Annotated in this window: 18 protein-coding genes; 10 read left to right on the top strand and 8 right to left on the bottom strand. The window is 42.6% G+C overall.

Features of this window, described 5'->3' with window-relative positions:
• The coding region (locus tag AC6RV6_RS18945) for an HNH endonuclease family protein (protein ID WP_500242441.1) at positions 1-1,458 on the top strand (1,458 nt) is incomplete at its 5' end.
• Between the two features lie 85 nt (positions 1,459-1,543).
• Here the strand turns inward: AC6RV6_RS18945 and AC6RV6_RS18950 are convergent.
• From AC6RV6_RS18950 to AC6RV6_RS18960, 3 genes are all read right to left on the bottom strand, one after another.
• Entirely contained in the window at positions 1,544-3,121 is a 1,578-nt protein-coding gene (locus tag AC6RV6_RS18950; RefSeq protein ID WP_500242442.1) for an Hsp70 family protein, read from the bottom strand.
• A 19-nt stretch (positions 3,122-3,140) separates the two neighbouring features.
• Positions 3,141-4,094 (bottom strand): helix-turn-helix domain-containing protein, encoded by a 954-nt coding sequence (locus AC6RV6_RS18955; protein WP_500242443.1) that lies wholly within the window; start codon positions 4,092-4,094, stop codon positions 3,141-3,143.
• Positions 4,095-4,166: 72 nt separating this feature from the next.
• Positions 4,167-4,385 carry a DUF2997 domain-containing protein gene (locus AC6RV6_RS18960; protein WP_500242444.1) on the bottom strand — a complete coding sequence of 73 codons (219 nt, stop codon included), beginning with the start codon at positions 4,383-4,385 and terminating at the stop codon, positions 4,167-4,169.
• Positions 4,386-4,527: 142 nt separating this feature from the next.
• Between AC6RV6_RS18960 and AC6RV6_RS18965 the strand changes: the two genes are divergently transcribed.
• The 4 genes from AC6RV6_RS18965 (at position 4,528) to rpsD (ending at position 9,941) form a co-directional block, all read left to right on the top strand.
• Complete coding sequence (locus AC6RV6_RS18965; RefSeq protein WP_500242445.1) at positions 4,528-5,661, top strand: pre-peptidase C-terminal domain-containing protein; 1,134 nt, start codon at positions 4,528-4,530, stop codon at positions 5,659-5,661.
• Between the two features lie 576 nt (positions 5,662-6,237).
• Positions 6,238-8,394 carry a protein kinase domain-containing protein gene (locus tag AC6RV6_RS18970; RefSeq protein WP_500242446.1) on the top strand — a complete coding sequence of 719 codons (2,157 nt, stop codon included), beginning with the start codon at positions 6,238-6,240 and terminating at the stop codon, positions 8,392-8,394.
• Positions 8,395-8,413: 19 nt separating this feature from the next.
• Entirely contained in the window at positions 8,414-9,169 is a 756-nt protein-coding gene (locus tag AC6RV6_RS18975; RefSeq protein ID WP_500242447.1) for an RNA methyltransferase, read from the top strand.
• 163 nt (positions 9,170-9,332) lie between these two features.
• A complete protein-coding gene (rpsD, locus tag AC6RV6_RS18980; protein ID WP_500242448.1) occupies positions 9,333-9,941 on the top strand; it encodes a 30S ribosomal protein S4 in 609 nt (202 codons plus the stop codon).
• A gap of 56 nt (positions 9,942-9,997) precedes the next feature.
• On the opposite strand, the gene AC6RV6_RS18985 is transcribed toward rpsD, so the two are convergent.
• Positions 9,998-10,825 (bottom strand): DUF3598 family protein, encoded by an 828-nt coding sequence (locus AC6RV6_RS18985; RefSeq protein ID WP_500242449.1) that lies wholly within the window; start codon positions 10,823-10,825, stop codon positions 9,998-10,000.
• 42 nt (positions 10,826-10,867) lie between these two features.
• Here AC6RV6_RS18985 and AC6RV6_RS18990 point away from each other — a divergent pair, with 42 nt between their 5' ends.
• Positions 10,868-11,158 (top strand): antibiotic biosynthesis monooxygenase family protein, encoded by a 291-nt coding sequence (locus AC6RV6_RS18990; protein ID WP_500242450.1) that lies wholly within the window; start codon positions 10,868-10,870, stop codon positions 11,156-11,158.
• A 187-nt stretch (positions 11,159-11,345) separates the two neighbouring features.
• Here the strand turns inward: AC6RV6_RS18990 and ctpC are convergent, their stop codons facing one another.
• The 4 genes from ctpC to AC6RV6_RS19010 form a co-directional block, all read right to left on the bottom strand.
• Positions 11,346-12,638: a carboxyl-terminal processing protease CtpC gene (ctpC, locus tag AC6RV6_RS18995; RefSeq protein ID WP_500242451.1), complete on the bottom strand. Its 1,293-nt coding sequence runs from the start codon at positions 12,636-12,638 to the stop codon at positions 11,346-11,348.
• Between the two features lie 180 nt (positions 12,639-12,818).
• Complete coding sequence (locus AC6RV6_RS19000; protein ID WP_500242452.1) at positions 12,819-13,676, bottom strand: cyclic nucleotide-binding domain-containing protein; 858 nt, start codon at positions 13,674-13,676, stop codon at positions 12,819-12,821.
• Positions 13,677-14,056: 380 nt separating this feature from the next.
• Positions 14,057-16,531 carry an ATP-dependent DNA helicase RecG gene (gene recG / locus AC6RV6_RS19005; protein ID WP_500242453.1) on the bottom strand — a complete coding sequence of 825 codons (2,475 nt, stop codon included), beginning with the start codon at positions 16,529-16,531 and terminating at the stop codon, positions 14,057-14,059.
• 45 nt (positions 16,532-16,576) lie between these two features.
• Complete coding sequence (locus tag AC6RV6_RS19010; RefSeq protein WP_500242454.1) at positions 16,577-17,686, bottom strand: tetratricopeptide repeat protein; 1,110 nt, start codon at positions 17,684-17,686, stop codon at positions 16,577-16,579.
• Between the two features lie 218 nt (positions 17,687-17,904).
• Here AC6RV6_RS19010 and AC6RV6_RS19015 point away from each other — a divergent pair, with 218 nt between their 5' ends.
• From AC6RV6_RS19015 to AC6RV6_RS19030, 4 genes are all read left to right on the top strand, one after another.
• Entirely contained in the window at positions 17,905-18,723 is an 819-nt protein-coding gene (locus AC6RV6_RS19015; RefSeq protein ID WP_500242455.1) for a TrmH family RNA methyltransferase, read from the top strand.
• Between the two features lie 118 nt (positions 18,724-18,841).
• Positions 18,842-20,053, top strand: a complete 1,212-nt coding sequence (locus AC6RV6_RS19020) for an AlbA family DNA-binding domain-containing protein (protein ID WP_500242456.1) — start codon at positions 18,842-18,844, stop codon at positions 20,051-20,053.
• 38 nt (positions 20,054-20,091) lie between these two features.
• Complete coding sequence (locus tag AC6RV6_RS19025; RefSeq protein ID WP_500242457.1) at positions 20,092-20,898, top strand: Rpn family recombination-promoting nuclease/putative transposase; 807 nt, start codon at positions 20,092-20,094, stop codon at positions 20,896-20,898.
• Positions 20,899-21,162: 264 nt separating this feature from the next.
• The gene (locus tag AC6RV6_RS19030) at positions 21,163-22,371 is read left to right on the top strand and encodes an HhoA/HhoB/HtrA family serine endopeptidase (protein WP_500242458.1); all 1,209 of its coding nucleotides are present in this window, start codon (positions 21,163-21,165) and stop codon (positions 22,369-22,371) included.
• Positions 22,372-22,373: the final 2 nt, after the last annotated feature.

Genomic DNA, 22,373 nt, shown 5'->3' on the forward strand with positions numbered 1-22,373 from the left:
ACTATTTTTTTCTTCCCTCATATTGTACCTCATATGTTCAAGAAACGCTATATCTTAATGAGACTCGATCGCAAGTCTCAAAATAAAATTTATGAAAACTACTGGGAACAGATCGAACGACTGGCAAAAGATGAAAAAAAGAGTGAAAATAAGGTTTCCGATTATATCAGAGATTATCTAACTTTAGAGAATAAAAAGATTCCCAATAAAAGTAAAGTTTATCAAGAGTTTAAAGCAAAATATCCTACATTAACGGTTGAAAAACTGGAAGATAATCTTAAACCAATTAAAAAGTTAGTGACGTATTATAACAAATTATTAAACCCGGCTAATGAAAGCGATCGCGATATTCAAATCCACTTAGAATATATCAAACGATTAGAAATCAATGTCTCTTACCCTTTTTTGCTAAAAGTTTATGATGATTATTCAAACAATCTGATTTCCAAAGTAACATTTATTGAAGTATTAGAACTCATTCAATCTTTTGCATGGAGACGTTTTATCGTAGGATTACCTACCGGTGGCTTAAATAAAATTTTTATGCGCCTTTACGAAGATGTCGATCCTGAAAATTATTTAAGTTCAATTCAATTTGCATTAGTGAATAAAAAAGGAAATCAAAAATTCCCTCGAGATACAGAAGTTGTCAATGCTCTGAAAGAAAAGGATCTGTATAATATTCAAACTAAAAACAAAACTTACTTTTTGGAAAGACTGGAAAACCACCAAAATAAAGAATTTGTTAAAATAGAGGGAAATAGTAATATTACTATAGAACATATTTTTCCTCAAAATCCAAATGCACAATGGAAAAATGATATTGAACCAGAAGAATATAATTTAATTAAAGAAAGCTACTTAAATACCATCGCTAACCTAACACTTTCGGGAAACAATGGAAAACTGGGGAACAAACCTTTCCTTGCTAAACGAGATATGAATATCGAAGGAAAAGAGCAAGGCTATAAATATAGCCGACTGTGGCTAAATCGTTATTTGGCAGAGATCGATCGATGGGGTAAGGAAGAAATTGAGAAAAGATTTGCAATTATTAAAGAAAGATTCTTGAAAATATGGGTGTTTCCAGAAGTTGAGATTGAAGAAAAGACAGATTTCGACGAAGTTAATATTTTTGAAGCTAGCGATCCCACTCGTAAAAAATTGGAATATGCTATATTTTTTGATCGCAAGTTGAAAATATCTAATATTACTGACTTGTATATAGAAGTTATAAAAAAATTATTTGATTTACAGCCTCAAACATTCTTTTCTCCAGATTTAGAACAAAAACTGCGTATTACTAAAGATCCGAGTCAATGTAGGAGCTCTGCCGCAATCAATGAAACTTATTTTATTAATACAAACTTAAATAGCAAGGCAAAGTTTGATATAATTAAAGCGACTTTAACTCTTTTTGACTATGAAGATGAATTAGTCATTAAATATAAAAAGTAAAATAATTAAATTAAATTATTATGAGAAAGTTGAATTAAACTAAATTTATATTTTTCAGAGAATCGTAAATTAATTGACGGGACAGTTATTTTAATTTTGCGATCGCACTGCGTTCCACCAGTATTTTATCGGTTAACAAATCGATAACCGTTGCTAATAAAACGCGCTGTTCATTCACTTCAAACCAAACTGAAATACGGTCTTGTTTGAGTTGACCCGGTGGCTCTAAATGTGCGATACAAACTTCTTGATGATGAGTTTCTAAAGAACGATAATCTGAATAAGAGGAGAGCTTGCGACTGGAAATCAAACCCGCATCATCGTAAACGATTGTCGATCGCGTTAACTCGGCTAATTCTCCCACATCAAGGCGAATTTCCTTCTGTCCATTTTGAGCGACTTGGAGAGTAATGGGTTCTTCTAACTTGCAAGGATAGGTGCTACCGCGAGCAAATAAAGGATGGTGAAAATGAGTTTTTGTGGAGGATTCCCAGAGACGGATGACATAACTATGATGCAAGTAGTCCTTGACTTCCGATACCTTGTTTAAGGCTAAAGCACCATGACAAACTGCATCAAAAGGTTTACCCAATTTTACCCGCGATCGCCCGAAATAAGAAAAAATTAGATTTTGTACTGCTGGAATCAAACAACTCCCCCCCACAAGTAACACTTGTTCGATTTCGCTTTTTTTGATTCCCTTACTTAACCCGATACTAAGCACTTCATCGAGTGCCTCTCGTAACTGTTCGAGTAATTGATTTCGTTCTAAAATTTCCTCAAAGCGATCGCGATCCAAACTCAGATCGTAAGACATAAAAGTTTCTTCATCCAACCAACTTTCAGAAGCCCGATTTTCTTTCGAGAGTTGAATTTTTAAACGTTCGCCAATTTCTAATAAATTTTGCCAACCCACCTCGCTTACGGAGGCGCGATCGGAACCCATTTGACGCAAATAATCTTCAACAATCCAGATATCAACATCTTCACCCCCTAAATAAGCATCAGATTTAGCTAAAACTCGTGCTTTAAAAATATCTTTATTCCCATCAGTCGCGTCAATACGAACCAAACTCAAATCGAGAGTTCCCCCGCCAAAATCGACCACTAACACCAAAGAACTTGGATTTTCGATCGCATATCCTAACGCGGCTGCAGTCGATTCATCCACAAACCGAACCCGATCTACGCCTATCTTTTGTCCCCAATCGTTAAACCAATCCAGATAGCGTTCAAACGAGCCTACAGGTACGGTAAAAATAAGCTCTGAGGGTTCAATTTCTAATTTTTGCAAATTTTGCCATAAAATTTGCAAAAAGCGCTCTGAAACTGATTGTGCATTATAGTTCGCCCCATCGATCGCTCTGGGAGGACTGGGAAAATCTGCCACTAAATCCCGCTTGAATCCCTTAAAAAAACGCTGGGGTTGCGAGAGTCCCAAACGCTGCGATCGCACTCGTTCCCCAATCAAAATCTCCTCTTTTCCTTTGACAAAAAACAAACTGGGAACAACCGGAATATCAATAATTTCTCCAGCTTCTCCCAGCATTTTAAATAAGCGAGAAATTCGTGCGAATCTCAACGTTTTCGGCGCATTGGTATCGGGTTCGATAATACTAACAACCGTGTTACTCGTACCAAAATCAATCGCAACAGAAACCATTTCAATGAACAATGAACAATTATGTTTTGGGGAGACTGCGGCTAACTTTGGCCGGACAGAGAATGCGATCGCCTTCTCGATAGCCGACAAAACGCACGAAAACCAGATCGCCTTCGACAATATCATCGCTGTCAGCTTGATGAATTTGAGGATCGAAAATCACTTGTTCCCATGCCGTACCAATAGACTCGTACCCCCAAATTTGCAATAAATTTTGTAGGGGGGTAAAGAGGGCGATAAAATTTCTCGCGGGTAAACTGGGCTTTGCCTCTGCCATGATGCAAGCCGTGGGAAAATTCATCATCAAGGTTTGCAATTGCTCGAAGGTTTCTTCCTTGATATCTTCCTTCATGCGATCGAGATTATCTTGTAACTCCGATCGCAAACGCCGACATTGTTTTTCTAATTGTTCGATGCGATCGCTCGCATCTTGCAATTCCGAGGTCAAGCGATCGCTTTGTGCTTGCTTGTCTCGCTGCAAATTCTCGTAACGTTCTTGTAAGAGAGCAATTTGTTGAGATGCCCCCTCTAAAGCCGATTGATGCTCTTGATATCCCTGTTCGACTCGACCCCGTTCTTGTTGCAAATCGCGATATTTTTGGTGCAATCTGGCAATCTCTTGAAAGGCTTCCCCCAAAGAAGGAAAAGAATAACCATAATTTTGCAAGAGTTCCTCGAGAGACCAATTGAGAATGCGAGCGAGTTGACTCAATTCCTGCAACGTTAATCGTTCCAGCTTACCGTGCCGGACTTGTTCCATTTGTTTTGGTGTTAAACCCGCTTTGCGCTGGAGTGCATTCCAACTGGAAATTGCCACCCCTTTAAGGCGATCGCGCAGTAGGGGATCCCAGTCACATTCCCCCAGTAAATCGTCTCGATCGCTCCTCTTCGCCCCCAGCAAGCCGAGCAAATAAACAGTTCCGCCCAACCACAATACCAGACCAAACAAAAAAAGATTGGGTTCTTCTACCATCACCCTCAGCCCGTAAAAAATGAAAAGTTAAACAATGAGCGAACAATTTAAAAGTCGTCCCATTGCAAATTGTTATGATTGGAGCAATTGAGTTTGTCCCTGCACTTCTATGAGAGTTTGGGACGCTTGCTCGTGTTCCGGCAAGAGTTCGCGATGATCGACCTCACCTAAACGATCTTCAATTTCCCGGGTGAGTTCTAGGCATTGTTCTCCAGAAACACCCTCTAGAACTGTTTCTGTAATTTTGCCATCCTTGCCGATACAGTATTCGATCTTTTGATATTCGGCCATTGATGAAAACTTCCTCCCAAAAGTCGCTATAATCCTCAACAGGATTCATATATATTTTTCCGATTGTACCCTAACTCGATTTCCAGCTATCGGCATTCTCAAATTTATTGAAGTCTTTCTCGGTAAGTTTATCAATACGTTTATGAACCTGATTCGATCTGGCGCGATCGCGCTCCTCTCTACCTTAATCCTTCCTCACTCTGTCGCGGCGGTTTCTCCGTTGTCCTCTAAAACGGATGCTGCTTCAGATCCGGTTATCTCCCCGATCGCTCAACAAGAGGCCAATCCTCCAGAAACAGAACAGTTTTCGACATTGGAAGCCGCGATCGTGAGCGAAATGAATCGTGCTAGAACCAATCCTAATTCTTATGCCGATTGGTTGGGACGACAGAGACGATTCTTTAATGGCAATACCCTCAATTTACCCGGTGAAGACCCTTTTGAGACGCAAGAAGGTGTTGCTGCTCTCGATGAAGCCATTCTGTATTTGCGATCGCAGCGCCCTCTGTTCCCCTTCCTCCGGTCTGAAGGAATGTATCGCGGGGTCAGAGATCTCGTTTTGGATCAAGGGCAATCGGGAGAAGAAGGGCATACCGGTAGCGATGGACTCGGATTCGCGGAACGACTCGGCAAATATGGAACATTTGGCGGTGGGGCAGCAGAAAATCTCAGCTATGGCGCAGAAAATGCCAGTACGATTGTTATGATGCTCATCCTCAATGATGGCGATCCCAATCGCAACAGCCGCAATAAGATTTTTAATCTCGATTTTCGCGTCAGTGGTGTTGCTTGCAATAATCATCCCAATCGTAAAATTGCTTGTGCAATTAGTTACGCCGGGACCTACGATGATAGCAATCCCAATCCCCTTCCTCTCCCGCCCATCACACCTCCTCCCGATTTTGGCAATCCCCAACCCCCAGAATCGGAAATTCTCGTTTTTGAAAACGGACAATTGGCAGATGGCGATCTGGTCTATCCCGAAGATGGTAGCTTATACGACGAATATAAGTTTTCGGGCAGAGCCGGACAAAAAATTATCATTAGTTTGGAAAGTACGGATTTCGATCCCTTTTTAGCCTTCCTCAATGAAAAACGAGATGTTCTCGGCCAAAATGACGATGTTAGCGAGGGCAATCAAAACTCGAGTTTGTCGATTACCCTGCCTTATGATGGGATTTATTACATCTTTGTCAACGGATACGACAGTCAAGATCGGGGCAGTTACCGCTTACAAGTTCGTCCTCAAGCTGCGATCGAGGAGGCCGAAAGATAAAAAAATCTTCGCTTGATGTATCTAGCCCCCTATAATTTATTCTGCGAGTCAATCAATTAAGTCGTTCCCTAATTCTCAATCCCTACCTTAAAAATGCAAAAAGAGGATTCCCGCGACACTAAATTAAGTTAGCGACGAGATGAATTTTTGCCAATAAGTCAACTCAGTCAAAGGAAGACACCACAAACCAAGGTTTGTGGTAGAATCAAAGAGCCAAAGCACCTCAGTGTGCCAAGAGAGGCAAGATTGGTGGTTCTCGCCAGTTAGAATGTCCGACCAAAAAGAAGTACCTGATAAGCAGGGGCGGCATAGTCTAAGAATGTAGAAGCCACAACAAAAAACTGGTTTGGTCAAACTGATTTTGTTGTCTGCTGCCGGGCAGTCAGTAGACGTTAAACAAATGCTTGTGGAGGGGAATCTGGACGGGGTTTCAAGACAGAATTGCGTCTCACACGTCGAGAGAGCTTTTGATGACTTGGGACTAGACAAACCCAATGAAACAAGAATCTTCCGTCAGAATTTTCGATTTGACGGCGAGAGTGTCAAAGTAGGAATAATACTTTTTTGTAGCTATCCATGAGCTACTGCATCAATCCTCATTGTCTGTATCCCGAAGACCCAACCAACGCCGATAGTCCTTTATGTCGCCAGTGTGGTTCACAATTACTACTGCTCGATCGCTATCGAGTGGTCAGTTTGCTGAGCGATAGTAGCGGTTTTGCCAATATTTATGAAGTTCGAGACGGCCAAGTTATCAAAATTCTCAAAACCCTCAAACAACGGCACAACAGTAATGCCAAAGCGGTCGAACTTTTTGTGCAAGAAGCAACGGTTTTGAGTCAACTGGATCACCCCGGAATTCCCAAAATTGATGCCCAAGGCTATTTCCAATATTTTCCCCGCGATCGCTCCGAACCCGTCCACTGTTTCATTATGGAAAAAATAGACGGGCCAAATTTAAAAGAGTGGATGTTACAACAGGGCAACCTATTAATTAACGAAAAACAGGCTCTAGATTGGCTGCAACAGATTACCGGAATTCTCCATCTCGTTCACCGAAAAAATTATTTTCATCGCGATATTAAACTGCAAAATATTATGCTTCGTTCTACGGGGCAACTGGTTCTCATTGATTTTGGCACGGCGCGGGAAATGACCTATACCTATTTAGCCAGAATGGGGCATTCGGGAAATGTGACTAAGGTCAGTTCTGCGGGTTATACTCCTCCAGAACAGCAACAGGGTCGCGCGGTTCCTCAATCGGATTTTTATGCCCTGGGACGAACTTTTATTTACTTACTCACGGGCAAACAACTCGAGGATAAAGACATCTACGACCCCTATACCAATGAATTTTATTGGCGTAGATTTGCGTCGGATATTTCCTCTGAATTTGTCGATTTTATCGATCGCCTTATGGCCTATCGCGCTATCGATCGCCCTCGAGATACCGCAGAAATTTTAGAGACGATCGCTCGCTTACAACAGGGTTCTTCCCGCAATCGAACCTCGACTCAAATCGAGCGCATTCCCGCCACTAAAATTCAATTGACCCCAGACAGCCCCACGATTCCTCAAGAAGTGGAGACGAGGCAATCTCAACCTTCTAAATGGCTATTGAGCTTGATTATTACTGGCTTATTCGTTGTGGGAGGATATGGCAGTTGGTACGCTTATCAATATGTTGAACCTTCACAGACAGAAGAAGAGAAAATACTACAGGAAAATCGTATCGCCATCTCAAGAACCCTCACGGGACATACGAGTTTTGTTAATGATTTAAAAATCAGCCCCGATAGTCGGTTATTAATTAGTGCCAGTGCCGATAAAACAATTAAAGTCTGGGAGTTAGAAACTGGAAAATTATTGCAAACTCTCACAGGATCGACCAGTTTTGTTAATGCGCTGACGATAACTTTTGATGGCAATTTTTTAATCGGAGCGAGTGCAGATAAAACGATTAGAATTTGGAATTTAGAGACTGGAAAACTGGCGAAGACTTTACGCGGACATAAAAGTTTTGTTGATACCGTGGTCATGAGTCCAGACGGACAAATTTTGGTGAGTACGGGAGCCGATAAAACGATTAGAATTTGGAATTTAGAAACTGGAAAAATGCTGCATGTCTTGCAAGGTCATTCGGGTTTTGTGAATGCTTTGGCCATTAGTTCTGATGGTGAAACTTTAGTGAGTGGCAGTGCCGATGAGAGCTTGAAAGTGTGGAATCTAAAAACAGGAGAAAATTTGTATTCCCTCATCGGTCATTCGAGTTTTATTAATGCGATCGCGATTAGTCCCAATGGGAAAACGTTAGCGAGTGGCGGTGCGGATAAAACGATTAAAATTTGGGATTTGAATACCGGGGAAGAACTTGAGACTCTAAAGGGACATACGGGTTTTATTAACGATCTGGCGATCAGTCCCGATGGGGAAATTTTAGTGAGTGCGAGTGCCGATAATTCGATTCGAGTCTGGCAGTTGAAAACGGGAGATGAGAAGTATATTTTAAATCATACTAATTATGTCAATAGTGTGGAAATCAGCCAAGATGGGACGACGTTAACCAGTAGCAGTGCCGATCGCACGATTAAGTTTTGGAATCTTGTGACAGGGACGGAAATTTATACCTTAACTGGATATCAACATCATATTAATTATTTTGCGATCAGTCCGGATGGTCGTTTTGTGGCCACGGGAAGTGGCGATAAAGCGATCGCGATTTGGAAAATCTGATGCTTATTATCTACGATCTATGACCTTAGAAAAAATTAGAATTATTTTAGTTGAACCTGCTGGGGCGCTTAATGTCGGCTCGGTGGCACGAATTATGAAAAATATGGGATTATCTCAGTTAATCTTGGTGAACCCTCGCTGCGATCGCCAGAGTCGAGAAGCGAAGTTAATGGCGGTACGAGGGGATGATATCTTGGCAAAGGCACAAATTGTTCACAGTCTTCCCGAAGCCCTCAAAGGCTGTCACCGCGCGATCGCGACCACTGGAGTCGATCGCAGTTTACCCATTCCTCTCGAACCCCCCGATCGGGTTTTACCTTGGTTATTAGCAGAAAATACCGATGCGGCTTTAATTTTTGGACGCGAAGATCGCGGACTGAGTAATGAAGAAATGAATTATGCTCAGCGCTTTTTAGGCATTCCCGCAAACTCTGAATATTCCTCCTTAAATTTAGCGCAAGCTGTAACGGTTTGTACTTACGAACTTTACAAAGCCTCGCAAAATAAAGGACATTTAAAACCCGTCCATTCTGTTTCAATGGCTTCTCTGGAAGAATTAGAAGGATATTATCAAAATCTAGAAGAAATCTTATTGAAAATTGGCTATATTTATCCCCATACGGCCAAAGCGCGGATGGAAAAATTCCGCATGCTCTACAACCGTGCCATGCTTGGGTCTGAAGAAGTGGCACTTCTACGCGGAATTCTCAGACAAATCAATTATCAGTTAACTGTGAACAGCGAACAGTTAACGGTGAAAAATGAGCAAAAATAGCGATCTCATTCCCTTGATGGTGTACAATCGTTAGTTCGGGTAAAAATTTAGGCTCAATACAGTCAACACCCGATCGCGATTAACAGATAATGGTCTTCACTGATAACTGTTAAGCGCGAACTTCAATCCTGAACTTTAAATCCAAACAGGAGTAAGAAAATAAATGTCTCGTTATAGAGGACCGCGCTTGCGGATCGTCCGTCGCTTGGGAGAGTTACCCGGTTTAACTCGTAAAAGCGCCCGTCGCGCCTATCCCCCCGGACAACACGGCCAAAACCGACGCAAGCGATCGGAATATGCCATTCGTCTTGAAGAAAAACAAAAACTGCGCTTTAACTATGGCGTATCGGAAAAGCAGTTAATGCGCTATATGTTAAAAGCCCGTCGGACAACAGGATCCACGGGAGAAAAGTTACTGCAATTATTAGAGATGCGTCTCGATAATACTGTATTTCGTCTGGGAATGGCGGGAACGATTCCGGGGGCGCGGCAGTTGGTCAACCACGGTCATCTCACTGTTAACGATCGCGTGGTCAATATTGCTAGTTACCAATGTCGTCCGGGAGATGTTATTAAGGTGAGAAATCGCCCGAGTTCTCGCGGTTTAGTACAAACCAATATGGAATTCCCCGGACTGGCAAACATTCCCAGTCATTTAGAATATGACAAGGAAAACATGACAGGAAAAGTTAACGGGATTATCGATCGCGAATGGATCGCCCTCCAAATTAACGAACTCCTTGTGGTTGAGTATTATTCTCGGAAAATCTAAGATTATCGAGTTTTTCAATCTCAATATTTTGGGTAGGGACATAGCATTTTATGTCCCTACAATTTTTTCTCGCGGACTAAGGTTGAATTTATCCATTCTCCGCGATCGCTATAACTGCGAATGAGGCGCAATCTCAATTCTGGGTTCACCAACCAGCCTAATTCTAAAACAAATCCTTGGCGAGGAGTAATAGATTTAGGACAATTAGAAGATGCACCATTGGGTAAAAGGAGAATTTGATAAGGTTGTTCGCTGTCTTCAAAATGAAGCATCGATCCGTCTATTCTGGCTGTCGATCGCAATGTTTTTGCCGTCGATCCCGTGCCAAAACTGAGAGTTTGTGAAAGGCGATCGCTGCTTATTTTGGCAATTTTGAGATGAGTCGTCATCCGCTCTTCTCGCCAATCTGGGTATAATGCGATCGCTTCTCCTTGCCATTCTCCGATTAATTGTTCTGGGGTTAATAAAGGTCGTTCCTTTGGACTTGTTCTGGCTAATTTTTCACGAATTAAAGTAATACTTCGCAACTGACTATCATGGGTATATAATTGCACCAGACGCAAGCGCTCATTCTCTGTTTTCAAGCCAAATTCTCCTCCAAATTCACTGACGGGACTCCATTGCATTGAGCCTTTAGAAAATGCCCCATCTTCAAAAACGAGCATACTGCGACTAAGCGAAGAGAATTCGCTTTTAAATTCGTAAGGAGGTTTATCTTTTGGGAAGCGATTTAGAGTTAAGCGCATGGCTTTATTGTCTTGCAATCCTTCCAGAATTAGAGTGCTGGGAATATTATTTAATTGTTCTCCTTCCGGAGAGAACTTGCTAAACGATCCTTGCCATTCGCCAATATTTTTGAGTAAATTGTTCCATTGAGGAGTCATTTTTTCAGTTATCAGTTATCAGTTATCAGTTATCAGTTAACCATGATTTTAGAAGTTGCTATACTTGATATTATTCCGGGTCAAGAGCGTAATTTTCAAAATGATTTTAGCAAGGCTAGTGCGATTATCTCATCAATGAAAGGTTATATCAATCATGAGTTAAAACGCTGTCTTGAAAAGCGATCGCGTTATATTTTGATGGTCAATTGGGAAACTCTTGAAGATCATACCGAAGGGTTTCGCAATTCTCCTGAATATCAAGAATGGAAACAACTTTTGCATCATTATTACGATCCGTTTCCAGAGGTAGAACATTACGAAACGATTTCTTGAGAAAAGTGAATTTTTAAGAACAAGTAATGTTAGAGAATAAGCAATGTTAGAGAAATTCAGCACGATACTACTTGATATGAATGATACATATTAAAGTAAATGCGAGAACATGAAAAAGGACGGACATAAAGGCCGTCCGATCGCTAATTGAAAAAATCGCTTATCTGAGAAATCCGACCGCCTATTTTTATTGAGCGATCGCTTCAACCGGAAATGTTCCTCCTCCCGCAAGAGTCTCTCCTAAAACATCGATCGCCTTACTAAATTGCGGATCTTGTAATGTCCCCAAATTGGTAATATTCGCTTGCAATTGCTTGCGCTCCTCTTCTGACATTTCGTGAATCACATCAGGGGTAATTCCAGCCTTATTGATATCGCGACCACTTGGGGTTAAATATTTAGCGATCGTTACCGCCAACCCAGAACCATCGCTCAGAGGTCGTACCGATTGGACTAAACCCTTACCAAAAGTTTGAGTTCCTACTAACAATCCTCGTTGGTTATCTTGTAATGCACCCGACAGAATTTCGCTAGCACTGGCCGAACCGCCATCCACCAAAACCACTAACGGCTTATCCGTCAAAGCCTTATTCTGAGCCTGTTTCCGGTCTTGCTCTCCTTGGCGATCGACTGTAGACACGATCGTCCCTTCCTTGAGCCACATTCTCGCAATTTCAATACTGGCATTCAATAACCCACCCGGATTGGAACGTAAATCCAAAACATAACCGACGATCCCCTCTCCTTCCAACTTTTGGATTGCTTTCCGCATATCCCGCGAGGCATTGGCATTAAACTGATTAAGGCGAATATAACCCACCGGCCCTAAATTGGTCTCTTCCACCCGCGATCGCACTGGATGAATTTCAATTTTGTCCCGGGTAATGGGATAATCGATCTGATCCACTCCACGTTGAATCGTTAGGGTCACTTCGGTACCGCGTTCGCCGCGAATGAGTTGAACGGCTTCATTGACCTCCATTCCCAAAGTATCGCGGCCGTCAATTTTTGTAATAATATCTTTAGCCAAAATTCCTGCTTCAAAAGCCGGACTTTCTTCAATCGGAGAAACGACGATTAGGCGATCGCTTTCTTCATCCTTTGCGATTTGAATTCCAACCCCCGTCAACTCTCCAGAGGTGTCGATCTGCATATTCTGAAACTCTTTGGGATCCATGAAGCGGGTGTAGGGGTCTTCAAGTTTCCCCAACATTTCCCGAATGGCTTCATAAGCCTGTTCTGGGTCGGTGTAACTGCGCTCGAGATATTCAGTGCGGAGCGATCGCCAATCAACCTGATTGAAGGTCGCATCGACATATTGGCGATTAATAATTTGCCAAACTTCATCGACCAGTTCCTTCGGACTTTCGCTAAAAAAGGCTTGACTCTTGGACAGGTGGATTCCCGCTCCTGTTACCGCTACTGTGGTTAAAACGACTGCCGTTGCGCCAAGGACTAGCCCGCGTTTTGTAAATACCATAGGTTTTATATCGTGCTGACGGGGAGGGTGCATTATGCCCACTCTAACACAGGAATTCTCTTCACTGTCGTGGGATTCCCTTCTTTATACGCCAAATCAGCAGGGATTTCCGCAAAATTAACGATCGCTTAGAGAGTAAATTTTCTCTTCTTCAATAGGTAAAGGGTAACGGGTAACTGTTTAAAATTCTCGACTGTGTTCGTAATCCCAGCATTGATCTTCAATCCAATAACTTCCCCTTTTGTCGCAAGTTTCAGGATCGTTAATATAGGGAATAATCGTGGGATAAGATTGATTTTGGGATAATTCGGGGGTCGTTCGATAATATGCTCCCAATAGATAAGCACCAATTAACGCCATAAACCCACCAACGGCCATTAATACCATAAATTGCGCTCCCTTGCGGGCAATTTTAGCTTGTTTGATTTCTGAATTGAGATTGAAGAGTTGTTTTTTAACTTTTAGATTATTATGTCTTAAATGTTCTGCTCGTTCGAGTAAGGTCGATCGCAACTGTTCGAGTTCTTGTTGAGAAGAAGAACTGCGTAATTTCTCAATGGAGTCTAATAAAGAATCATTTTGCTGCAAGAGATTGAAAACTTCATCGGTGAGTAATTGCATCCGGTTGCCAATGACGCGAGCGATATGCAGGGATAATTTATTGCCGATACTACTCCCGTCGGACATCAATTTTTCAAACGCCGATCGCGCGATCGCAAATGCCATCATTGCTGTTTTGGCACGAATGGTACAACTGCGAGGTGTTTTCATAATCACACCTAATTCGCCTAAAACATCACCGCGTCCGACATCGCGAATGTGTTTGGGAGAATTGTTCTCGGATTCCTTGAGAATTTCTGCTTCTCCGTGTAACAGTACCAAAATAGAATCGCTCTTGTCTCCTTGACGCATCAAAATATCATTGGCTTTAAAGTTGGCTAAATTGCCTGCTTCTCGGAGTTGGCCAACTTCTTCTAAAGAGAGATTTTTCCCGATATTGGTTTGTTTGAGAACTTCGTATAATTCTTCAACGTACATAGTTTGGGACCTGGGTGCTGTAGCTTTACGTTCTAGCTTGACAAATCTGGGAACATTCCACAATAGAGAAAAGTTGATAAAATTTGACGGATTGGGAAAATAGGCAGTTTGATTATTTTCCTCTTTTCTTCCCTAATAACCAATATGTAATCATTCAATAACTCCAGCAACTACGGAACCAAAGACCCGATCGCGAGTAAGAGAAATAAAAGAACAATTGTTTGCTGGTAAAGCAAATTCGTTAATTTTTTCAGCAATCTTAAGTACAAAAATTTCATTTGTTTATAGATTTAAGAGCTATTGTTCCCAAATACGTTATTTTTATTATATCTTTCCTTAAAGTTTACGTTAAAATCGTCCCTCCCATCATTCCTTAAAGTTTACGTTAAAATCGTCCCTCCCATCATTTTTTGATAGCGTGCCTCTAACTCTCGTTTTAACGAAGACGTTTCACCTAAACTCTCATCTGCAATAATGATTTTTTCGGCGGCATCTCTCGCCAAGACTAAAACCTCTTGATCTTCCACCAAACTCGCCAGTGCAAAGTCAGCTAATCCCGATTGTTTTGTCCCTAAAACTTCCCCCGGTCCCCGAAAGCGCAAATCCATTTCTGAGATAAAGAATCCATCTTGAGACTGTTCCAAAACACTTAAACGCTGACGAGAATCTGAACTTTTAGAACTACTCATTAGCAAGCAATAAGACTGATGCACACCTCGTCCGACTCGCCCTCTTAATTGGTGTAATTGAGAGAGTCCAAATCGCTCGGCATTTTCAATCAACATCACTGTTGCATTAGGAACATCGACCCCAACTTCAATCACTGTTGTTGAAACAATAATCTGTACTTCATTCTCGCGAAATTGATTTAAAATTTCATCTTTTTCAGCCGAACTTAGGCGACCGTGTAGGAGTCCCACATTAAACTCTGGAAAAACTTTTTCTTGTAAATGTTCGCTTTCTTGAACTGCTGCCCGAGCGTCTAATTTTTCCGATTCTTCCACTAAAGGAAAAATAATATAAGCCTGTCTTCCTTGAACGACTTCTCGACGAATTAAATCGTAAGCCTGTTGTCGTTGTTTGCCAACTAATGCCGTTGTTTGAATGGGTTGTCTTCCGGGAGGTAATTCATCGATTTGAGAAACATCTAAATCCCCATGTAAGGTTAATGATAAGGTGCGAGGGATGGGGGTTGCTGTCATGGTTAAAACATGAGGAGATTCACCTTTTGCCAGCAATTTGGCGCGTTGATGAACGCCAAAGCGATGCTGTTCGTCAATGACCACTAAACCCAAATGGCGAAACTTTACGGGGTCTTCAATTAAGGCATGAGTCCCTACTAATAAAGGCAGTTCTCCAGTAAATAAATGACCGTGAATTTCTCTGCGTTTGCGAACTTTGGTAGAACCGGTAAGCAAATCGACAGGTAAATGTAGTAAATTAAACCAGTTGACTAATTTACGATAATGCTGCTCTGCTAAAACTTCTGTTGGTGCCATTAATGCCGCTTGATAACCAGATTGAATGGCGGCTAAAATGGAAAATACAGCAACAATTGTTTTTCCCGATCCCACATCGCCTTGTACTAAGCGATTCATCGGAGTTGCTGAGTTTAAGTCTTGTAAAATATCGCTCACAACTCGTTTTTGAGCATTGGTTAATTCAAACGGTAAGATTGTTTGAAAGCGATCGAAAAGTTCTCCGGCGGTAGCAAAAACTGCACTGTTTTGCGTTTGTTTTTGTTGTTGACGACGCTGAAGAAAACCCAATTGTAAATAAAAGAATTCATCAAAAACTAAACGGCGACGAGAATGAGCTAAGGCTTCAGCGTCACTGGGAAAATGAATATTAGCAATGGCTTTTTTTAAATCGAACAATCCGTATTGTTGTTTGATATAATTGGGGAGCGGATCTTCAAGACGATCGCAAGCAGGAAGTGCCGCTAAAACTGCTCGTCTGATGACATCCGCAGAAACTCCTTCTGTCAGAGGATAGACTGGTAAAACACGACCGATATTAGGAGATTCGATTTGCGATCCGGGACTATCGAGAATTTCAATTTCGGGATTGTCTAAAGTGACTCCATATTTATTCTTTTTAACCAGTCCTGATGCTGCCGCGATCGCTCCCGAGGGATAGGTTCTTTTTTGCTTTTCTTGCCATCCTCGATTGCTAAAGCGAGGACCAAAAAAGAAACGATTGAGTTTAATTTGTCCCGTGCGATCGCGTAATTTAATATCTAAAATCGTCAGTTTCTTATTTTTCGGACTGGTGAAACAAGTACAGCTTTTAATTGTCCCCACGATCGTTACGGTTTCCCCAGCTACTAATTCGGCAATATTGGATTGGTGGGCATAATCGATATGATCTCTCGGATAATAAAAGAGAATATCTCGCACGGTATTTAAGTTTAGGCGCATTAAAGCGGAAGCACTGCCGCGCTGTTGAATCTCCGGTAAGGTTTTGAGGAGTGTATCGAGCGTTAAAACTTGGCTGCTAAGGCTATCTTGCGGCTCTTTAACCCGCAAGGATTGAGGTTGACTTGATTTTGAGCTTGAGGGAGATGGAGTTGCTTTAGCGCTCTTCTGGAGGTCTTGGATAAAGTGTAGGGCGAGGGCGATCAGAGTTTCTCTTTGGTTGCGATCGCATTGGGGATAAATGACAAATTCCTCGGACATTTTCTTCCACCGACGGCGCTGCACGGGGGTTCCGACAGTAATGGGTAAGGGTTTGCGAAAACTGAGCGCCATAAATTCGCTGAAGCGGTATTGTTTGCCCTGTAGGTCGCCAAAACCCCGCTCTGCTTCGATGGTTAACGATTTTTTCAGCCTTTCCCAGTCTGGTAATTCTGTCACTTGATCTCGTCCCTCGAATAGTAGCAATGCACTGCTCTAACTATTTTAGTATTGCGATCGCAGTCTGCCAAACGGATAATTATAAATAACTTGAGAGAGTTCGTTTTGCAATTGTCCTAAAGATTGTTCGTCATTAAGTCTTTGCGCGATGGCGATCGCATTTTCATAAAAAGCGATCGCTTTATCCCAACGCCCAACAGCATCATTGTAACGAGCATACATTGATAAGCCTGCTAATTCTTGTTCTAAATCCTTTTCGTTTCGTGCCAGATAAACCCACCAATCTAACGATTGAAATGCCGCACTATACTCATTAATTTTACCATAAGAAGTTGCTAAACCTCGCAAAGAACGGAACAGATTTTTCATATCTCGTCCTTCTCGCGATAACCAACGCGCCAAGCGATATTCCGCTACTGCGAGATCGTCTTGTCCGAGGGCAGCATAAGCATCTCCTAAATTATTTAGGGTATTGGCTTGACCGGCATAATTACCAAAACGACGGCGCAATAAATGGGCGCGTTTGTAATATTTAACAGCGGCTTCGTACTGACCCTGATAAGCCGATGCTAAACCCAAGCCACTCAAACTTAACCCTTCTCCTTCTTGAGAACTGACGCGGCGAGAAAGTTCGAGGGCTTCGGTAAAACTAGCCATCGCACCGACAGGATTGCCATTGGTTAAAAGAATATTTCCTTGATTATTTAAGCCGCGAATTTGTCCGCGAAAATCTTGTAAATTGCGGGCAATGGCCAAACGACGGCGCAAAACATTTTCAGCTTCGGCATAGCGTCCGACTTCAGCAAATGTTACCCCTAAATAATCGTAAGTCGTACCGATCGCCTTCATATCCCCCACGCTTTCATAATAATTTAAGGCTTGCAACCATTGAGCGATCGCTTTTTCGCGATCGCCTTTTGTGTAGGACTGTCCCCCCAACCGCAAGAGCAAATCTCCTTCATTGCGATCGCTTCCTTGCTGGGTATTGCCGGGACGTAAGTGAATCGACGGCATTTGCAATTGTTCGTCGAGATTGTCAATAGCTTGAGCGAGGATGAAGCGATCGATATCTTCAGAGAATACAGGTACTGCTTTAACAGGTAAAGCAACAAATACTGTAGTCAATAAACCGAGCAAATGCCAAGGAAATTTCACGGGGCGCACTCCCAATTTGCGATCGTACCAATTTGGTTATAACAAACCATTTTAATGCGAGAGGGGTCGGCTCCGCTCGCGCGATCGCCAGCCCCTTTGCTCGACAAGAAAATTATGCCAAAATGAAAAACAGTAAACCTTCACCCTTAGATTCAACCTTTTAAATATGAAACTGCAACAATTCGCTGTTGGAAGCAAAATGGCTTCCCAGAAGGAGGATGATCGGTGTTAAGAACGCCGATCGCCGGCTAGATGTTGAGACTGCATTAGCCGAGGCGCAAAAACTGCAACACAATCGCCAATATCGCGATCGCCGGGGTTTATTTTTCATTGAAGGAGTTCGGAATTTCATTCAAGCGATGGATTGTGGCTGCGAGATAGCAATAATTCTCTTTAGCGAGAAGTTGTGTATCGCACCGATCGCGCGAAAATTATTTCGCCGCGCCCGTCGTCAAGGCATTCCCTGTATTAAGATTACCCCCGAGGCATTTCGGCAAGTCTCTCGTGCCGATCGCGCTTCAGGAATCGCCGCGATCGTGCGCCAGCATTGGTCGCAACTCCACGAAATTTCCCCTCAAGCGGGACTGTGTTGGCTCGCTTTGGAAACCGTGCGATCTCCCGGAAATTTAGGCACCCTCATTCGTACCTCAGAAGCCGTAGGAGGGGCAGGATTCATCCTCATCGGACATCGTATCGATCCCTTTGATGCGAATGTCATTCGGGCGACAATGGGCGGGATTTTTCATCAGAAATTCGTCCGCACGAATTATCGCGATCTGGATCGATGGATGCGTTGCCATGCTTGCGAAGCGATCGGTGCCTCTCCTGACGGCGAGATCGACCTGCATCGCTTCCATTCTCCCACCTCAACTCTCCTATTTCTTGGAGAAGAGCGCCAAGGACTCAACGCCAAACAGCGAGAATTATGCCAACATCTCGTCCGCATTCCCATGCAAGGCGAAACCGATTCTCTCAATCTTGCTGTTGCAGGCAGCTTATTGCTGTATGAAGTGTGGCGATCGCGCCGTTTGCACTAGAAACAGTTGAGGTTTCTCCCGTGTCTCGGAGAAGCCTCTAAACCACCAAACTTAACCCATACGCAAAAATTTTGCGCTATCTTGGGACAAGAAAGTCAGATTTGATGCTAATTTTGTTATGACTTTGAGCAATATTCCTTTAGATAAAATCGCCGAAAGTGATTTACAATCTTTAATCGATCATGAAGTCCCTGAAGGAAAAGCGATCGACTACAAACAAGAACTATCAGGAAACAGCGATACCGAGAAAAAAGAGTTTCTCTATGATGTTGCTTCTTTTGCCAATGCTGGAGGAGGTGACTTGTTTTATGGAATCAAAGAAAATAAGGGAATTCCTAGCGAAATTTGCGGAATTGATATCAGCGATCGCGATGCAGTGAGCTTGCAGTTAGAAAATAAAATTCGTGATGGCATACAGCCGCGCATACCGGGATTAAAACTTTACTTTGTTCCTCTTTCTAACGGGAAATTTGTGCTTATTCTTCGCGTTCCTCGAAGTTTCACACAACCTCACATGGTAACGTTTAAAAATGCCTCGCGATTTTATTCGCGCAACTCGGCAGGAAAATATCAATTGGATGTTGGCGAAATTAGAACGGCTTTTACTTTATCGCAAAATACACTCGATCGCATTCGAGATTTTCGTCGCGATCGCCTCAGTGCGATCGTCTCTGGAGAAACACCAGTTCTAATGGAAGAAGGTGCTAAATTAGTTTTACATCTTATCCCGATTAATGCTTTCGAGCCATCATTTATTTTAGATGTTATTGAGATTGAGTCTCTATATAGTTGTTCTCGTAATTTGTTGAAGCCTTTGAGCCATCATTGGACTTCTGAGGATTTTAAATACAATTTTGATGGTTTTTGTGTTTTCCATCTATGTTCTCGTGGCAGAAACAGTTATCCATCTCCAATTTCTTATCTACAATTTTTTAAGCGTGGCATCATTGAAGCAGTTAGTAATGACTTTTTTGATACTCAAAATGATGTCAATTTTATTGGTTTAAGAGAATATGAAAAAATATCTTGCAAAGGTCTAAGAGGATTTCTCGAAATCCAAAAAATCTTAGGTATTAGCTGTCCATTATTTATCATATTAAGCATTTTAAAAGTCGAAAATTATCACATTTGGAAACAATGGCAACTTGGCGGTCGTAATGGAAACCCAATCGATCGCGATAATCTCATCCTTCCTGAAATTGCCATCGAAAACTTTAACGTTAATATCGAACAAGCAATGAAACCGATTTTTGATACAGTTTGGAATGCTGCTGGATTCGAGCGATCGCCTAACTACGACGAACAAGGAAACTGGATCGGAAACAGATAGAAAGATACAATCGATTAGGCTGCATCTACTCCATCAACGTGAAAACCGACAGCATATTTTATCAAATATTTCAAGCCTTTCCCAGCTTTTTCTTTGAACTCATCGATCGTCCTCCTGAAGATGCGATCGCATATCAATTTGCCTCCGTTGAAATCAAACAACTGGCATTTCGCATTGATGGAGTTTTTCTCCCCAACGAAAACGCACCCGATGAACCGATTTATTTCGTCGAAGTCCAATTTCAAAGCGATTTCCAATTTTATTCCCGCTTCTTTGCCGAAATTTTTCTCTACCTCCATAAAACCGAACTCGACAATGATTGGCGAGGAATCGTTGTTTATCCCAGACGCAGTATTGACACAGGGAATACGCGACGCTATCGAGAACTACTCAATTCTCGTAGAGTACGACGCATTTATCTCAACGAGTTAGCGGATACTTCTCCAGAGTCCCTCGGTTTAGCAACCCTCAAATTGATTATTACCAATGAAAATTCGGCAATTGAACAAGGACGCGAATTAATCGCCCGAATTCGAGGCGAACTCGAAAACAAACAACAACAGCAAAATCTTCTACAATTAATAGAAACGATTCTTGTGTATAAACTACCTCAAATGAATCGGGAGGAAATAGAAGCGATGTTTACATTGAGCGATCTCAGACAAACTCAAGTTTATCAAGAAGCCCTCGAAGAAGGTCGCGAAGAAGGTCGCCTTCTGGCTAAAATAGAATCTATCCCTCGACTGGTGGTATTGGGATTGAGCGTAGAACAAATTGCTCGTGTTTTGGAATTAGAGATCGAACGAGTCAGACAAGTCACGCAAGAAAACCAGCAGCAAGAATAGAGGGTAATCGGATCGAAGTTTCCCTACTGGCGATCGCATATTGCAGATTCTCTCAATCTTGCCATTGCAGGCAGCTTATTGCTATATGAAGTTTTGCGATCGCGCCGTTTGCATTAGAAACCATTGGGGTTTCTCCATGACACCGGAGAAATCCTCAACCCATCAAATTGTAGAGTTTGTTGACAAATATTTTCTGAAGCGTTTTTTTTGATTAAAGTAGAAGTGTACCTCGATCTGTCAGATTCTCGCGGCAAGAGTAAACGCATGACTATCTCTCTCAAACAACTGGGCTTATACATTAGCTTGTTAGCGATCGGCACGGGTGCTGGATTCTGGGGACATCGCCAACTGCTGGAAGGACGACTTCCAGAAGGACAAGCCCCCTTGCAACCGTCGCAAATTATTCCCGCGACTCTCCCCACTTCATCTTTACCTCAAGAAGCCAATCACTCCCCCGCAGGTATTAATTTTATTGCCGAAGCCGTTCGCAAAGTTGGTCCCTCTGTCGTGCGAATCGACGCTTCTCGCTCGATCGCCGCGAGACCTTCACCCGACTCCTTCGAGCAACCTTTCTTCCGTCGCTTTTTCGGACAGGAAGGAACAAGACCCGCTCCGAAAATTCATCGAGGGACGGGTTCTGGCTTTATTCTCAGTGCTGACGGACGAGTGGTCACGAATGCTCACGTAGTCGAGGGTGCAGATATAGTTAAAGTAACTCTTAAAGATGGTCGTGCTGTGGAGGGAACCGTCATCGGGCGAGATTCTGTGACCGATGTTGCGGTCATTAAAATTGAGGAAAAGAATTTACCTGCCGTTACTTTAGGGGATTCAGAAACCCTGATTCCGGGAGAATGGGCGATCGCGATCGGCAATCCCCTCGGCCTCGATAATACAGTCACCGTCGGCATTATCAGCGCCACTGGGCGATCGAGTTCCCAAGTTGGGGTTCCCGATAAGCGAGTTCGTTTCATTCAAACCGATGCAGCGATTAATCCGGGGAATTCTGGAGGACCTCTCTTAAATGCAAAAGGTGAAGTGATTGGCATTAATACCGCCATTCGCGCCGATGCTCAAGGATTGGGATTTGCCATTCCCATTGAAACCGCCAAACGAATTGCTCGTCAATTGTTTGCCGATGGAAAAGCCGATCATCCCTATTTAGGGATTCAAATGATTACCCTCAATGCCGATCGCCGGGATGAAATTAACCGAGATCCGAATCAAACTTTTGTGGTTAGCAGCGATCGTGGCATCATTGTTATGGGAGTCATTCCCAATTCTCCAGCCGATCGCGCGGGGTTTCGCGCCGGAGATATTATTCTCAAAGTTGGTGGAAATACCGTGAGTACAGCTACCGACGTTCAACAACAAGTCGAATTCAGTCAAATTGGTAAATCCTTAGAAGTTGAAGTCGATCGCCAAGGAAAAGCAACAATTCTCAAGGTTCTTCCCGAAGCATTTCCCAGCAACTAATC

This window comes from Spirulina sp. LEGE 11439 (assembly GCF_059821285.1).

What these genes read in the sequence shown, in the direction of transcription:
- AC6RV6_RS18965 (WP_500242445.1), top strand. Translation starts at nt 4,528, where the DNA reads ATGAACCTGATTCGATCTGGCGCGATCGCGCTCCTCTCTACCTTAATC.
- AC6RV6_RS19020 (WP_500242456.1), top strand. Translation starts at nt 18,842, where the DNA reads ATGACTTTGAGCAATATTCCTTTAGATAAAATCGCCGAAAGTGATTTA.
- AC6RV6_RS18985 (WP_500242449.1), bottom strand. Translation starts at nt 10,825, where the DNA reads ATGACTCCTCAATGGAACAATTTACTCAAAAATATTGGCGAATGGCAA.
- AC6RV6_RS18970 (WP_500242446.1), top strand. Translation starts at nt 6,238, where the DNA reads ATGAGCTACTGCATCAATCCTCATTGTCTGTATCCCGAAGACCCAACC.
- AC6RV6_RS19015 (WP_500242455.1), top strand. Translation starts at nt 17,905, where the DNA reads ATGATCGGTGTTAAGAACGCCGATCGCCGGCTAGATGTTGAGACTGCA.
- AC6RV6_RS18975 (WP_500242447.1), top strand. Translation starts at nt 8,414, where the DNA reads ATGACCTTAGAAAAAATTAGAATTATTTTAGTTGAACCTGCTGGGGCG.
- AC6RV6_RS19030 (WP_500242458.1), top strand. Translation starts at nt 21,163, where the DNA reads ATGACTATCTCTCTCAAACAACTGGGCTTATACATTAGCTTGTTAGCG.
- AC6RV6_RS18950 (WP_500242442.1), bottom strand. Translation starts at nt 3,121, where the DNA reads ATGGTTTCTGTTGCGATTGATTTTGGTACGAGTAACACGGTTGTTAGT.
- AC6RV6_RS19000 (WP_500242452.1), bottom strand. Translation starts at nt 13,676, where the DNA reads ATGTACGTTGAAGAATTATACGAAGTTCTCAAACAAACCAATATCGGG.
- AC6RV6_RS18960 (WP_500242444.1), bottom strand. Translation starts at nt 4,385, where the DNA reads ATGGCCGAATATCAAAAGATCGAATACTGTATCGGCAAGGATGGCAAA.
- AC6RV6_RS18990 (WP_500242450.1), top strand. Translation starts at nt 10,868, where the DNA reads ATGATTTTAGAAGTTGCTATACTTGATATTATTCCGGGTCAAGAGCGT.
- AC6RV6_RS18955 (WP_500242443.1), bottom strand. Translation starts at nt 4,094, where the DNA reads ATGGTAGAAGAACCCAATCTTTTTTTGTTTGGTCTGGTATTGTGGTTG.
- rpsD (WP_500242448.1), top strand. Translation starts at nt 9,333, where the DNA reads ATGTCTCGTTATAGAGGACCGCGCTTGCGGATCGTCCGTCGCTTGGGA.
- ctpC (WP_500242451.1), bottom strand. Translation starts at nt 12,638, where the DNA reads ATGGTATTTACAAAACGCGGGCTAGTCCTTGGCGCAACGGCAGTCGTT.